Source organism: Crenobacter caeni, assembly GCF_010435965.1.
In the GTDB taxonomy this organism is placed as follows: Bacteria; Pseudomonadota; Gammaproteobacteria; order Burkholderiales; family Chromobacteriaceae; genus Craterilacuibacter; species Craterilacuibacter caeni.
In genome coordinates this window covers 1-14,428 of the sequence record NZ_JAAGAA010000023.1, presented here as the reverse complement: position 1 = coordinate 14,428, position 14,428 = coordinate 1, and the positions used below count along the sequence as shown (strand labels likewise).

13 protein-coding genes are annotated in these 14,428 nt (G+C 67.4%); 9 read left to right on the top strand and 4 right to left on the bottom strand.

Going from position 1 to position 14,428, the window contains the following annotated elements; all coding sequences use genetic code 11:
- Positions 1-402 precede the first annotated feature (402 nt).
- A complete protein-coding gene (locus GZH52_RS16385) occupies positions 403-1,011 on the top strand; it encodes a phosphorylase family protein (RefSeq protein ID WP_163318002.1) in 609 nt (202 codons plus the stop codon).
- Between the two features lie 48 nt (positions 1,012-1,059).
- Here GZH52_RS16385 and GZH52_RS16380 read toward each other — a convergent pair whose 3' ends face one another.
- On the bottom strand, positions 1,060-2,868 hold the full coding sequence (locus tag GZH52_RS16380; RefSeq protein ID WP_163318001.1) for a phosphoenolpyruvate carboxykinase (GTP): 1,809 nt from the start codon (positions 2,866-2,868) through the stop codon (positions 1,060-1,062).
- 272 nt (positions 2,869-3,140) lie between these two features.
- On the opposite strand from GZH52_RS16380, the gene GZH52_RS16375 reads away from it, so the two are divergent.
- From GZH52_RS16375 to GZH52_RS16365, 3 genes are all read left to right on the top strand, one after another.
- Complete coding sequence (locus GZH52_RS16375) at positions 3,141-3,647, top strand: FUSC family protein (RefSeq protein ID WP_163318000.1); 507 nt, start codon at positions 3,141-3,143, stop codon at positions 3,645-3,647.
- A gap of 97 nt (positions 3,648-3,744) precedes the next feature.
- Positions 3,745-4,248, top strand: a complete 504-nt coding sequence (locus tag GZH52_RS16370; protein WP_163317999.1) for an FUSC family protein — start codon at positions 3,745-3,747, stop codon at positions 4,246-4,248.
- 58 nt (positions 4,249-4,306) lie between these two features.
- Complete coding sequence (locus GZH52_RS16365; protein ID WP_163317998.1) at positions 4,307-8,329, top strand: DEAD/DEAH box helicase; 4,023 nt, start codon at positions 4,307-4,309, stop codon at positions 8,327-8,329.
- Here GZH52_RS16365 and GZH52_RS16360 read toward each other — a convergent pair.
- Complete coding sequence (locus GZH52_RS16360; RefSeq protein WP_163317997.1) at positions 8,275-8,463, bottom strand: hypothetical protein; 189 nt, start codon at positions 8,461-8,463, stop codon at positions 8,275-8,277. The two genes, GZH52_RS16365 and GZH52_RS16360, sit on opposite strands and share 55 nt — an antisense overlap.
- 155 nt (positions 8,464-8,618) lie before the next feature.
- On the opposite strand from GZH52_RS16360, the gene GZH52_RS16355 reads away from it, so the two are divergent.
- A complete protein-coding gene (locus tag GZH52_RS16355) occupies positions 8,619-9,341 on the top strand; it encodes a substrate-binding periplasmic protein (RefSeq protein ID WP_163317996.1) in 723 nt (240 codons plus the stop codon).
- A gap of 84 nt (positions 9,342-9,425) precedes the next feature.
- Positions 9,426-9,884, top strand: a complete 459-nt coding sequence (locus GZH52_RS16350) for an outer membrane lipoprotein (protein ID WP_163317995.1) — start codon at positions 9,426-9,428, stop codon at positions 9,882-9,884.
- A 49-nt stretch (positions 9,885-9,933) separates the two neighbouring features.
- Here the strand turns inward: GZH52_RS16350 and GZH52_RS16345 are convergent, their stop codons facing one another.
- Together GZH52_RS16345 and GZH52_RS16340 are read right to left on the bottom strand one after the other, a co-directional pair.
- On the bottom strand, positions 9,934-10,431 hold the full coding sequence (locus GZH52_RS16345) for a YgjP-like metallopeptidase domain-containing protein (protein WP_163317994.1): 498 nt from the start codon (positions 10,429-10,431) through the stop codon (positions 9,934-9,936).
- Positions 10,432-10,447: 16 nt separating this feature from the next.
- Positions 10,448-11,464 (bottom strand): class I SAM-dependent methyltransferase, encoded by a 1,017-nt coding sequence (locus GZH52_RS16340; RefSeq protein ID WP_163317993.1) that lies wholly within the window; start codon positions 11,462-11,464, stop codon positions 10,448-10,450.
- 140 nt (positions 11,465-11,604) lie between these two features.
- Between GZH52_RS16340 and yqfB the strand changes: the two genes are divergently transcribed.
- From yqfB to hslU, 3 genes are all read left to right on the top strand, one after another.
- On the top strand, positions 11,605-11,934 hold the full coding sequence (yqfB, locus tag GZH52_RS16335) for a N(4)-acetylcytidine aminohydrolase (RefSeq protein ID WP_163317992.1): 330 nt from the start codon (positions 11,605-11,607) through the stop codon (positions 11,932-11,934).
- A 182-nt stretch (positions 11,935-12,116) separates the two neighbouring features.
- Positions 12,117-12,653: an ATP-dependent protease subunit HslV gene (gene hslV, locus GZH52_RS16330; protein ID WP_136554507.1), complete on the top strand. Its 537-nt coding sequence runs from the start codon at positions 12,117-12,119 to the stop codon at positions 12,651-12,653.
- A 5-nt stretch (positions 12,654-12,658) separates the two neighbouring features.
- Positions 12,659-14,002 carry an ATP-dependent protease ATPase subunit HslU gene (gene hslU / locus GZH52_RS16325; protein ID WP_163317991.1) on the top strand — a complete coding sequence of 448 codons (1,344 nt, stop codon included), beginning with the start codon at positions 12,659-12,661 and terminating at the stop codon, positions 14,000-14,002.
- Positions 14,003-14,428: the final 426 nt, after the last annotated feature.

The window sequence follows — 14,428 nt, the reverse complement described above, 5'->3', positions numbered from 1 at the left end:
GCGCCACGCCAATATCGTGGCCTGTGCGCTGGCCAACAAGCTGGCGCGGGTCGTGTGGGCGATTCTCGCCAAAGGCGGCGAGTATCGCCCCAGCCCCACGCCTTGAATTGAAACAAAACCGCCGGGAGGACCCCGGCGGTGAGTGAAAGCCTGCTATTGCGATGACAGACACTGATGACGACAACCGGCCCACGGCCTGACGGACAACCTGATATCCACAACAGTCTTCAAGACTGAGGGGCTTTTGAGGACCGTCAGGAGCGGCTCACATCATGGATCGGGCATAGCTGCCCATCAAGAATCCGGATAGATTAGAGCAAGCCTTCCCTGTCATTGTTCATCACGATTCTGTCCTTGCAAAGTTCAGGCTGACCATAGATTCTGATTGCAGAAAGTGAAGCCGTGAAGATTACCGTCGTGTTTCCCACCCAGACCGAATTCCTGTGTTTCGACCACCCGCGGGTGGAGAAGGCGCTGTGCGGGGTCGGCCCGATCGAGGCCGCCTACCGCACCACCCGCATCATCCAGCAGCAGCGGCCCGACGTGCTGATCATGGCCGGCATCGCCGGCGTCTACCCCGGATCCGCCTTGCGGGTCGGCGACGTCGCGCTGGTGGCGAGCGAGCGCGAGGCCGACCTCGGCTTTTTCGACCAGCAAGGCTTCACCCAGCTCGCCGACGTCGAACTCGACATGGACTTCGAGCGGCACCGCCGCTACGACTGTCCGTGGCTGGACGAGACACTCCCGCTGCCGCAGGCAAGCTCGAATACGGTCAGCGCGGCGCTGGCGCCGTTTGTCTCGCACGACGGCGTCGACCTGGAAAACATGGAAGGCGCGGCGTTCTTCCACGTCTGCCTGGCCGAAGGGCAGCGCTTTTACGAAGTGCGCGCGGTGTCCAACCCGGTGACGCTCGAGCCGCATGTGTGGGACTTCGACGCCTCGCTGCGCACGCTCGCAGCCGGCCTGCACCGCCTGATCGAACACCTGCTCGCCGGCGCGGCGCGCGCATGAAAAAAGCGGCCCGCTTTCGCGGGCCGCTGTGGAGCGTAAAGCCGGTGCTTAGTTGAGTGCGGCAGCCAGTGCGCTGCGCTGCTCGGCGAGGCTCTGCGGCAGGCGGTCGGCCAGACGCGACAGCCATTCGTCGTGCGCGGCGACTTCGGCGCGCCACGCCTCGACGTCGAGCGCCATCAACTGCTCGAACTGCTCGCGGGTCACCGCGTCCAGGCCGTCCCAGCCGATGTCCTCGTAGCCCGGCATCCAGCCCAGCCAGTTACGGTTCGCGTTGGCGCGGCCGTCGACGCGGCCGACGATCCATTCGAGCACGCGCATGTTCTCGCCGAAGCCCGGCCACATGAAGTTGCCTTCGTCGTCGACGCGGAACCAGTTCACGCAGAAGATCTTCGGCGCGCTCGGCAGGGCGCGACCGAGCGCCAGCCAGTGGTTGAAGTAGTCGCCCATGTGGTAGCCGCAGAAAGGCAGCATCGCGAACGGGTCGCGGCGGGTCTGCCCCTGCGCGCCCATCGCGGCGGCGGTGGTTTCCGAGCCCATGGTGGCGGCGAGGTACACACCCTGCGCCCAATCGGCCGACTCCATCACCAGCGGGATGGTGCCCGAGCGGCGGCCGCCGAAGATGAACGCCGAGATCGGCACGCCGGCCGGGTCGTTCCACGCGGCGTCCAGCGACGGGCACTGGGTCGCCGACACGGTGAAGCGCGCGTTCGGGTGCGCCGCCTTGCGGCCGCAACCCGGCGTCCACGGCTGGCCCTGCCAGTCGGTCAGGCGCTCGGGCGGCGTCTTGCTCATGCCTTCCCACCACACGTCGCCGTCCTCGGTCAGCGCGACGTTAGTGAAGATCACGTTTTCCTTCAGCATCGCCATCGCGTTCGGGTTGGACTTTTCCGAAGTGCCCGGCGCGACGCCGAAGTAGCCGTTCTCCGGGTTGATCGCGTACAGGCGGCCGTCGGCGCCCGGCTTGATCCACGCGATGTCGTCACCGACGGTGGTGATCTTCCAGCCGTGGTAGGCCTTGGGCGGGATCAGCATCGCAAAGTTGGTCTTGCCGCAGGCGCTGGGGAAGGCGGCGGCGACGTAGTGCTTGTCGCCCGCCGGGCTTTCGACGCCAAGGATCAGCATGTGTTCGGCCAGCCAGCCCTCGTCGCGGCCCATGGTCGACGCGATCCTCAGCGCAAAGCACTTCTTGCCCAGCAGCGCGTTGCCGCCGTAGCCCGAACCGTACGACCAGATCTCGCGGCTTTCCGGGAAGTGCACGATGTACTTGGTGTCCGGGTTGCACGGCCACGGCTTGTCCGCCTCGCCCGCTGAGAGAGGCGCGCCGACGGTGTGCACGCAGGGGACGAAGTCGCCGTTCTCGCCGAGCACGTCGTACACCGCGCGGCCCATGCGCGTCATGATGCGCATCGACGCGACCACGTACGGCGAGTCGGTCAGCTCGACGCCGATGTGCGCGATCGGCGAGCCCAGCGGCCCCATGCTAAACGGGATCACGTACAGCGTGCGCCCGCGCATGCTGCCCTCGAACAGCCCGTCCAGCGTCGCGCGCATCTCGTCCGGCGCCGCCCAGTTATTGTTCGGGCCGGCGTCTTCCTGGCGCGCGCTGCACACATAGGTGCGGTCTTCGACGCGGGCGACGTCGGACGGGTCGGAAAACGCCGCGTAGGCGTTGCGGCGCTTTTCGGGGTTTAGCTTGACCAGGGTGCCGGCCTCGACCATCTGCGCGAGCAGGCGTTCGTTTTCCTCGTCCGAACCGTCGACCCAGTGGATGGCGTCGGGCTGGGTCAGGCTGGCGATGCGGGCGACCCAGTCGATCAGGGCCTGGTGGCGGACGTATTCCGGGGCAAATGACTGCATGCTGGTCCTCGATGCGTATGCGGATAATTCTTGTTGAATCTGTGGATTTTCACATATATGTCATCTTGCGTCGCGCCGTACGCCAAGAAAATTCCTTACGCGGCGCAGGGATTGGTGGTGCGGCAACAGGATGACATGCGTGGTGGCCTGCGGCAGGCACGGCCGGACAAGTTCCCGGCAGTTTGTCCACATTTTTATCCACAGCCCGGCGGCGGCAACTGGCAGGACGCCGGCTACACTCTTGCTATCAGTTGTCCGCAGAAAGTCCAGCCATGGTTTCACCCAGCCTGTCCCGCATCGACCTGGTCGCCGCCTGCCGCATCGTGCTGGCCGTGCTGTTGACCGAGGCGTGCGGCTACCTGTCCAGCAGTTTCATCCCGTACGCGAGCGCCAGCGTCGGCAGCCTGTGGGCCGCCGCCTCGGCGATCGTCGTGCTCTCCGCCAGCGCGACCGAGGCGCATACCGCCGCGGCCAAGCGGGTGCTGGGCACCCTGGTCGGTGCGCTGGTCGGCTGGATCTACCTGCAGTTCTTCCCGGAAACCTGGTTCGGCACGGCGGCGTGCGTGTTCCTGACCGTCGTCGTCAGCCAGTATTTCGCCGTGCCGGACAACGGCCGGCTCGGCTGCGTGACGGTGCTGGTCGTGCTGGTGGTCTCGTCGCTGCACCCGGAAACGCCTCCATTCACCAACGCCGCGCTGCGCTTTGTCGAGGCGGCGGTCGGCTCCGGCGTGGCCTTGCTGGTCGCCACGCTGTGGCCCTACAAGGCGCAGGGGAAGTGAGGCAAGGCTTGGGCGATGCACAGAGTTGTCCACAGTTTGGCGGCCTGCCTGCCGGCAGGGTCTGTCAAGCCCGTTTGCTGAATATGAGGAGGAGCGGATGGCCGCGTTCATGCTAGCCAGGCTCGACTGGAAGGCCGCTTTGCGCATCGTGCTGGTCGTCGCACTGGCCAACGGCGGCGGCAATTTGCTGGGCAGTTTGATACCAAATGCATCGCCGGCAACCGGCGGGATGTGGGCGTCCATCTCGGGCATCGTCGTGCTGCAGGCAACGCACGGCGAGGCCGGCAGCGCGGCGTTCAAGCGCGTACTGGGCACGCTGATCGGCGCCGTGCTCAGCTGGCTCTACCTCGATTTTTTTCCGGTGGCGTGGCCCGGCGTGCTCGTCTGCTTGTTCCTGACCGTGCTGGTCTGCCAGGGACTGCGCGTTCCCGATAACGGCCGGCTTGGCTGCATCACGGTGCTGGTGGTGCTGGTGGTCGCAGAGCTTCACCCCAGCCTGCCGCCTCTGGCCAACGCCGGCCTGCGCTTTACCGAGTCCACGCTGGGATCGCTGGTCGCCCTGCTGGTCGCCTGGCTGTGGCCGTATCCGGCCGGCCGCTGACACGACGGCTACACCTGCTGCGCTAGAATCGGCGTTTTGTCCCGTCGTGCCCGCGCCCATGTCTTTTTCCATCCCCGCCCAGCCTGCCGGCGCCGCGGCCTGCCTGTTTGCGCTTTGCCTGATCGCCCGTGCGGCGACGCACGCCGAAGTGCTGGCGCTCGCCCGGCGTCTCGACCCCCTGCTCGAGGAAGACGCGGTCGAGGCCGCGCTGTTGGAGGACGGGCGTGTGCAGCCGGTGGACGGCGGGCGCTGGGTGGTGGTGCCCGACGCACAGGCGCCCGCCTGGCATGCCTTGCTCGACGGCTACGCCGGCGAGCGGCTGCGCGACGCGCTTTTCGCGTTCTGGCAGCTGGAGCGCAGCCGCGCGCCACGCTTTGGCAGCGAGGCCGCCGCGCTCAGCGTGGTCCGCCTGCTGTTGTGGCAGGGGACGAACCAGGCGCGCCTGACGGCATGGCGCGACGCGTGTGGCGGCGGCATCCTGTGGTCGCGTGTGCTTGAGCGCGCCGGGCTTGGCGTGGTCGACGCCAACCTGTTCGCACGCCTGGCACCGGAGTGGGCCGCGGCGCTCGGCCGGCGCGCGCTCGAGCGGCTGCTCGCGGGCGACGCCGCGATGCGGCCGCTGCTTGCGGCCATAGAGGGCAGGCAGGCGGCCGGCGAAGAGGATGCCAGGCTCGCCTCGCTGCTCGCGCAGGTGTGGCTGTTCGCCGGCGAGCACGACAGGCTCGCCGAGCATCTGGCACGCGCGCCGCTGGCCGGCAGCGCCGCCGCCGCCGCGCTGGGCGCGGCACTTGCCTTTGCCGGCGGCGACTTTGCCGCCGCGGCGGCGGGGTTCGACGCCGCCCAGCGTGACGCGCCGCTGCCCGAGACGCTCGCCTGGCTACAGCCGCTGGCGCTGATGGCGGCAGGCGACGCCACCTCGTGCGCCGCCGCGCTCGCGCTATGCGGCCGCCACGGCCGCTCGCACGGCGAGGACAGCCGCTGGGGCATCATCGCGACCGCGCTCAAGGCGCGTGCCGGGCGGATGGATGCCGACGCGGCCGAACTGCCGCTGCAGGGTACGCCGCACCACGCCGACGAAAACGATCTGCTGCGCCTGATGCTGCGCGCGTGGCTGGGGCCGCGCGAAGGGCGCCCCTCCCTGCTGCCGGCAGACGCGCCGGCCCTGACGGCGCTGCACGACAATCTGGCCGGCTGCGGCTTCGGCTGGCTGCAGATCCAGTACGACGCGGCGTTGGCCCGGCTGCTGGGCGAGCCCGGTACGCCGGCCTTCTTTGCTGCCGCACGGGCGCAGGGCTGGCGCGAACAGCTAAACGAATTGGCCGCGCTTTTCAGCGCAGGGCCGGTCCGCAGCCGCCTGCGCTGGCGGCTGGACGTCGGCGACGACGGCGCGGTGCGCTCTATCGAACCCTGGCAGCAGCGTTTTGGCGCGCGCGGCTGGGGGGCGGCGCGCCCGGTGGCGTTCTCGACGCTCGCCGCCGACGCGACGCTTGCCGACGCCGACGCGCGGGTCGCGCGGGCGATCCGGCCGGGGCCGGGGCGCAGCTGGCAACTCGACCTCTCGCTCGCGCTGCCGGCGCTGGTCGGCCACCCGGGCGTCGAGTGGGCCGACGCGCCCGGCGTCACGGTCGAGCTGGCCTTGCGGGCGCCGCAACTGATCGTCTCGAGCACCGAGGCGGGCTGGACGCTGGCGGTCGACCCGCCGCTGCGCGCGGCGGCCCTGTCGGGCAGCCCGGAGCGTGAACAGGACGCGCTGGCCGCCTTGACGGTACGCCGCGAGTCCGCCTCGCGCGCGGTGCTGGTGCGGCTGGACGAGGCGCAGCAGCGCGCGGCGCGGCTGCTTTCTGCGCTGCCCGCCATTCCCGCTGCTGGTGCCGAGCCGCTGTCGGCGACGCTCTCGGCGCTGGCCAGCCATTTCACCGTGGTCGGCGAGCTGCCCGCACGCGGTGCCGGGCCGGTTGAGGCCGGCGCCACGCAGTTGCGCGGCGAGCTGATGTTCGACGGCGAGACGCTGGAGCTTAGGCTGGTGGCTGCGCCGGCCGGTGTCGACGGGCCGCGGCTGGTGCCCGGCCACGGCGGCGCGATGCTGGCGCTGCGCGACGGCGAAGTGCGGCGCACGCTCAGGCGCGACCTGGCCGCCGAGCGCGCCGCGCTCGCCGCCATCGTCGACGGGTGCTGCCTCGAGCAGCGCACTGCCAGCCAGCCGCAGGTGTGGACCATCCGCGGTTGCGACGCCGCGCTCGCGTTGATCGAGCGGCTGGCCGTCCTGCCCTCGGCGCCGCTTCTCGACTGGCCGCGCGGGCGTGCGGTGCGGGTCGAGGCGGTGGCCGCCGGCGCCTTGCGGGTGCGCGGCAAGGGCGGGCAGGACTGGCTGTCGCTGGAGGGGGAATTCGAGTTCGACGAGGAGCGGGTGCTGACGCTAATCGACCTGCTCGAGAAGCTGCGCCGTAACGGCAGCCGTTTCATCGAGCTGGACGAAGGGCGTTACCTCGCGCTGACCGACAGCCTGCGCGACGCGCTGGCACAACTTGCCTTGCTGGCCGAGCCATCGGGCGACGGCGTGCGCGTGCCGCTGGCCGCGGCGGCTTGCCTTGCCGGGCTCGGCGACGCCGCGCTGGAGGTCGACGCCGCGTTGGGCGACCGGCTGGCACGCTTGCAGCGCTCGGCGGATACGGTGTGCGAACCGCCGGCCGGGCTGTGCGCCCAGTTGCGCGACTACCAGCTGATCGGCTACCGCTGGATGATGCAGCTTGCCGCGAGCGGCCTCGGGGCCTGCCTCGCCGACGACATGGGGCTGGGCAAGACGCTGCAGTCGATCGCGGTGCTGCTCGCGCGCGCCGAAGGCGGCGCCGCGCTGGTGGTCGCGCCGACCTCGCTGTTGGGCAACTGGGCGCAGGAGATCTCCCGCTTCGCGCCGGTCTTGCGCGTGGCCAGTTACGGCGACGCGGCCGACCGTGCAGGCTTGCTAGCCGGCGCAGGCGCCGGCGACGTGCTCTTGGTGTCGTACACCCTGTTCGCCGACGCAGCCGGCACCTTTGCCGCACGCGGCTGGCACACCCTAGTGGTTGATGAAGCGCAGGCGATCAAGAACCCGCAGTCGGCGCGCAGCCGCGCGGTGTACGCGCAAAGCGCGGCGTTCAGGCTGGTATTGTCGGGGACGCCGGTGGAGAACCGTCTGATGGAGCTGTGGGCGATCATGCACGCGTGCAACCCCGGCCTGCTCGGCAGCGAAGAGCAGTTTGCCCGCCGCTTCGCGCAGCCGATCGAGCGCGACGGCCGCGCCGACGCGATGGCCGCGCTGCGTGCGCTGATCGCGCCCTTCGTGCTGCGCCGCTGCAAGGAAGAGGTGCTGACCGAGCTGCCGCCGCGCACCGAGCTGGTGCTGCCGGTGCGCGCCTCCCGCGAGGAAGGCGAGTGGTACGAGGCGCTCAGGCGCAAGGCGCTGGCCGACGCCGAGGAGAGTGTTGCCGGCGACGAGAGCGGCAAGGCGCGGATGAACGTGCTCGCGCAACTGACCCGGCTGCGTCGTGCCGCGTGCGACCCGCGGCTGGTGCAGCCGGACATCCGGCTGGCCGGCGCCAAGGTGATCGCCTTCGCAGAACTCGCCGGCGCGCTGGTCGAGGGCGGGCACAAGGTGCTGGTGTTCAGCCAGTTCGTCGACTTTATCGGGCTCTTGCGCGAGCCGCTCGACCGCGCCGGCATCCGTTGCCTGCAACTGGACGGCAGTACGCCGGTCGCCGAGCGCAACCGGCTGGTCGCGGCGTTCCAGCGCGGCGAAGGCGACGTGTTCCTGATCAGCCTCAAGGCCGGCGGTTTCGGCCTGAACCTGACCGCCGCCGACTACGTGGTGATCGCCGATCCGTGGTGGAACCCGGCCGCCGAAGACCAGGCTAGCGCACGTGCGCACCGCATGGGGCAGCAAAGGCCGGTCACCGTCTACCGGCTGGTCAACGAAGGCTCGCTCGAGCCGCGCATCCTGCGCATGCACGAGGACAAGCGTGCGCTGGCCGACGCGGTGCTCGCCGGCGCTCAGCCCCTGTCGCCGCCGACGGCGGACGAGCTGATCGCGCTGATGCGCGGCTGAAGCTCGGGAGCAGCCTTGGCGGCCTCCCGGATGAAGAAGTACAGCAGCCAGCCGAACTTGCACAGTGCCGCGGCGAGGGCGGCGAGGCTGATCCAGGCGGTTTCGTCGGCGATCAGTTGGGTGAAGAGTTCCATGGTTTCGCGCCTTGTGGTGGTTCCAGTGGCGTCCATGGTCGGCGCCGCGTCTTAAAGCGGGCTTAAGCGGGCAAGGCCGGGATGTTAAGGAGTGTTACAGGCATTTTGACGGCATCCGGCCTCGACGGTAACCTTCTGTCATGACATGTGCCGGGATGTGGACAAACGCGACAAGGCTGCCGGGTTTGCTGGGCGGGCTCTTGGCCTGCCTGCCTCTGCTGGCGGAGGCCAGGCCGACGGTGGTGCTGATGACGCAGCAGCAGTCGCCGTACGTCGAGGTGAACGCCGACGGCGTGCCGGCGAGCGGGCTTGCGCTCGAGCGGGTGCGCTGCGCGTTCCGCCGTCTGGGCACACCGCTGGAAGTGCGGCTGACCGCCTGGGCGCGCGGGCAGGCGATGGTCGAGCATGGGCAGGCGGACGGGTTTTTTCCGGCCTCAGCCAACGCCGAGCGCGACCGCTGGGCGACCCTGTCGGCGACCGTCGCGCCCCAGGAATGGCGGTGGTACCTGCCGGCAGGCAGCCTGCTTGACCCAGGCTCCACCGAGTTCCGGCAGCATGCGCGGGTCACCGCCTACCACGGCTCGAACATGGCGCGCTGGTTGCAGGACAACGGTTACCAGTTGCTGGCCGACCCGCCGACGCACGACGAACTGCTCGGCCTGTTGCTGCGCAAGCGGGTCGACGCCGTGCTCGGCAGCCAGCTGGCGATGGACGTGCAGATCCGTGCCGCCGGCGCAGAACGGCGCGTCCGCTCGGTCCTGCTGCTCTCGCGCCCGCTGGGCGTCTACTTCGGGCACCGCTTCCTGGCCGGCGAATCCCCCGATTTCCTGCAGCGTTTCAATACCCAGCTGGCGGCCTGCCAGCGCGGTCAGCCCTAGCAACGGGGCGGCGAATTCAGGATGTTTGACTAGACTGACCGTTGTTCGGCAGCCGGATGGGCTGCCCCTGTCAGGGAGAACATCATGAGAATTCGCAAGGCAGCCGCAGTGGCGCTGGCCGCTTCCATCCTGCTTTCGGCGTGCGCGAGCAACGGCATGTACGGCAGTGGCGGTTACGACACCCAGCAACTGCGTTTCGGGGTGATCCAGTCGATCACCCCGGTCGAAATCCGCGACAGCGGCCATTACGGGATAGGCTCGGTGATCGGTACCGTCGCCGGCGGCCTGCTCGGCAGCCAGATCGGCGGGGGAACCGGCCGCGACGTTGGTGCCTTGCTGGGCGCGCTCGGCGGGGGTTACCTCGGCAGCGAGGTCCAGCAGCGCGAAGCGCCGGCGCAGCCGCAGATGGCGCAGTATGTGATGGTGCGCATGCAGAACGGCGTCGGTGTCGGCGTGACGCAGCCGCCCAACCCGCAACTGTTCGTCGGCGAGAATGTCGTCGTAGAGGGCAGCGGCCCCGACGCCCGGGTGGTTCCGCAGTAAGCGTCCCGCACGGGGCGGCGTCCGCCGCCCCTGCCCTTGTATCCGCTAGTTACGGGTCTTTCACCGTCAGCCACAGCCGCATGTCGAACTCGAGCTGGTGGTAGTCCGGTTCCATATGGCGGCACAACTGGTAGAACGCCTTGTCGTGCCCGCCCTCCTTCAGGTGCGCGAGCTCGTGCACCACGATCACCCGCAGGAACGCTTCGGGCGCGTCGCGGAACAGCGCGGCGACGCGGATCTCGTGCTTGCGCTGCAATCGGCTGCCCTGCACGCGGGCGACGCGTGTCTGCAGCCCCAGCGTGCCACGCACCAGGTCCAGCCGGTTGTCGAACAGCACCTTGGATAAGGGCGGCGCCGTCTTCAGGTAGCGCTGGCGCAAGGCCTGCGCGTACTCGAACAGCGCCTTGTCGCTCTGCACCGTGTGGCGTCCTGGGTACTTGCTTGCGACCAGCTCGCCAAGCGTCCCCGCGGCCAGTAGCGTCTGCGCCTGCTGCTGCAGGGGTTCCGGGTAGCCGGCCAGGTATTTCAGCGTCGGGCTACCCGTCATCGTGCGGATTCCGCCCTCACACCGACAACTCGACGATCTTTAGCGCGGGCTGGCCATCGGCCGCCGGGAAGTCGGCGTCGGCGACGATCCAGCGTGCCTCGCGCACTTCCCTGCCCGCCTTCAGTGCGCTGCGCTGCAGTTGTGCAAGCCACGCCTCGGCGTCGACTTCCCGCGCGGGGTTGCAGCAGATCAGCGTGCCGCCTTCCGCAGTTGCGAGCAGCGCCGGCTTGAATAGCGCCGGGTAGTCGTTCACCACGTCGACCACGCCGAACAGGCTTTTCGCGTAGCGCGGCGGGTCGAGGAAGACTAGGTCGAACTGGCGGGCTTCCACTTCCGGGAATTTCGGCATCCGCTTGCCGCGCACGAAGCGTGGCTGGCCGATGCCGGCGAGCTGGCGCATCGCGGCGAACAGGTCGCTCACCATAAAGCGCGGCCGGTGTGGCAGCGCGTTGAGTTTGGCGTTGCTGCGGCCGATTTTGATCGCGGCCTCGGACGCGTCGACGTTCAGCACGAATGCCGCACCCGCCTTGGCCGCGGCCACGCCCACGCTGCAGGTGTGCGCGAACAGGCTGAGCACGGACTTGCCCGGCGCGAGCGCCATCAGCCGGCGGCGGGCCGCCCGTGTCGCCAGCGGCAGTTGCGGCGTCCGGTCCTCATGGCGGCCCTGCACCATGTATTTGACACCCATCTCGTGGACGACGCGCGGCAGTTCTGCCTGGGCAAGCTGTTCGGTAGACAGCGCGTTGCCGGCGCCCGGATGGCGGGCGCTGAACGCGTTGTAGACGACGGCGTCCAGTTGCAGGCGTTCGCGGTACAGGCGGGTAATGCCCTCTTCTTCTTCCGCGTCCAGCGGCGCGTCAAAGGTCTGCACCAGGACGAGTTCACCGAGGCGGTCGACGCTCAGGCCCGGCCGGCCTTCGGTGTCGCCGTCGAACAGGCGGTAGGCATCGGTGTTTTCCTCTGCGAGGTTCGAGCAAAGCGTGCTGCGTGCGTCGAGCGCGTTCGAGAGCAGCTCGGCCAGTGTGGCGGGCATGGGAGATCCTTGTCTGAATTCATCGATGAGATGCCGCATTGTACGTCTACCGCTGCGTTCCGGCGTGCCGGCCGGCAGTTTGCCAGTTTGTCATGCCGGGTTCATGATTAAGCCATTGATTTGTATGGAGGATGACCACCATGTACCGCAAGCTGACTTTCTTTTCCCGCTTTGTCCCCGACATCCTCGCCGGCCGCAAGACGATCACCCTGCGCGACGAGGCCGAATCGTGGCCGCGTATCGGCGAAACGCTGGATGTGCACACCTTCGAGGACGACCGCTGGTTTTGCCGCATCTGCGTGGAAGACGTCCACCCGATCGAGCTCGCCGCGCTGGACGACACGCATGCCCGCCAGGAAAACATGACGCTGGCCGAATTGAAGGACGTGCTCGCCGGGATCTACCCCGGCCGTGACGCGTTCTGGCTGATCCGTTTCAAACTGTGTTCTGGTGATGACTCCCAGCCATGATTTTCCGTAATGGGTGTGATGATTTTGTTATGTGATTAATTTTACGTAATACGTAATAAAAATTTTATGCGCGAAGGTACGGCCGGCTGGGCGGGCGTGTCGCCTTGTATTTGCCGGAGCGCGCCATATATAGATGAAGGCCGTCGCGTCCGTGCGGCGGCCCTTACTTATCGGGAAACAACATGCAGCAGTTCGACGGAACCACCATCGTATCTGTCCGCCGCGGCGAGCGCGTAGCGCTGGGCGGCGACGGGCAGGTCACCCTCGGCAACATCGTCATCAAGTCCACCGCGCGCAAGGTGCGCCGCCTGTACCACGACAAGGTGCTGGCAGGTTTCGCCGGCGGTACCGCCGACGCGTTCACCCTGTTCGAGCGTTTCGAGGCCAAGCTGGAAAAGCATCAGGGCCATCTGGTGCGCTCGGCGGTCGAGCTGGCCAAGGACTGGCGGACCGACCGCATGCTGCGCCGTCTGGAGGCGATGCTGATCGTCGCCGACCGCGAGAGCACCCTGATCATTACCGGTAACGGCGACGTGCTCGAACCCGAGCAAGGGATCGCCGCGATCGGCTCCGGCGGCGCCTTCGCCCAGTCGGCTGCGCGCGCGCTGTTCGAGAACACCGAGCTTGAGCCCGCCGTGGTGGTCAAGAAGTCGCTGGAGATCGCCGGCGACATCTGCATCTATACCAACCACAATCATTTGATCGAAACGCTGGATTGAACGCGATGAGCACGATGACCCCGCAGGAAATCGTCCACGAACTGGACAAGAACATCATCGGCCAGCACGCCGCCAAGCGTGCGGTCGCCATCGCCTTGCGCAACCGCTGGCGTCGCCAGCAGGTCGAAGAGCCGCTCAAGGGAGAGATCACGCCGAAGAACATCCTGATGATCGGGCCGACCGGCGTCGGCAAGACCGAGATCGCCCGCCGCCTCGCGCGCCTTGCCAACGCGCCTTTCATCAAGGTCGAGGCGACCAAGTTCACCGAGGTCGGCTATGTCGGCCGCGACGTCGACACCATCATCCGCGACCTCGTCGAAGTCGCGCTCAAGGAAACCCGCGACGGCGCGATCCGCAAGAACCGCTACCGTGCCGAGGACGCAGCGGAAGACCGCATCCTCGACGTGCTGCTGCCGCAGCCGCGTCAGAACGCCGGTTTCTTTGCCGGCGAACCGGCGCCAGAGCCTGCCAAGGCCGAGGAAAACGCGACCCGCCAGAAATTCCGCAAGATGCTGCGCGAGGGCAAGCTCGACGACAAGGAAATCGAGATCGACGTGGCGATGACGGCGCCGGCGATGAACATCATGGGGCCGCCGGGGATGGAAGACTTCACCAGCCAGCTGCAGACGATGTTCCAGGGGCTGGGCGCGGGTAAGAAGAAGACCAGCAAGATGACCGTCGCCGAAGCACGCCGCCTGCTGATCGACGAGGAGGCCGCCAAGCTCGTCAACGAAGAGGACCTGCGCACCGAGGCACTCGCCAACGTCGAGCAGAACGGCATCGTGTTCCTCGACGAGATCGACAAGGTCACCAGCCGTTCCGAGGGCAACAGCGCCGACGTGTCGCGCGCCGGCGTCCAGCGCGACCTGCTGCCGCTGGTCGAGGGGACGACCGTCACGACCAAGTACGGCATGGTCAAGACCGACCATATCCTGTTCATCGCGTCGGGGGCATTCCACCTGTCCAAGCCTTCCGACCTGATCCCGGAACTGCAGGGGCGCTTCCCGATCCGTGTCGAGCTGACCTCGCTGTCGGTCGACGACTTCAAGGCGATCCTCACCGGGACCGACGCCTGTCTGACCCGCCAGTACCAGGCCTTGCTGGAAACCGAGGGCGTCGAGCTCAAGTTCGCCGACTCCGGCATCCAGCGGCTGGCCGAGATCGCCTGGCAGGTCAACGAGAAGACCGAGAACATCGGTGCCCGCCGCCTTTATACGGTGATGGAGAAGCTGCTCGAGGAAATCTCGTTCGACGCGAAGGCCGGTATTTGTGAAGTGGACGCCGCCTACGTGGACACCAGGCTCGACATGCTGTCGCAGCGCGAGGACCTTGCCCGTTACGTGCTCTAAGCTTGTCGTCTCAGGGGAAACCTGCAAAAAGCCGCGGTCGACGCGGCTTTTTTGTTTTTGACCGGTGTGCTGGAAGATTTAGGGGGGGGTGAAACCGCCGGGTACTCGGGCAGGCATGCTGGAATTTTTCCCCGCCAATTTTTATGCAATAAGGCAACTTTTTGATATTTATTGGAAAATTGTTGGTGTTTGTAAAAAACTGGAGAATTTGCGGTTTTTCTAAAAAAATCGTTGACGCATCCTCGGCGGAAACGTATAGTTCGTCTCCTCAGCTGACGACGCAAACGAAACGAAGTCAGCACTGCTCTTTAACAGAACGAACAACCGATAGGTGTGAGTGCTTGGCGCAGCCAACACTTGCACTGCAAGAAGAAGGAAACGAAAGTTTCTTTGGACTTGCGTGCCAGAAGTACGAAAAAGTTAGAG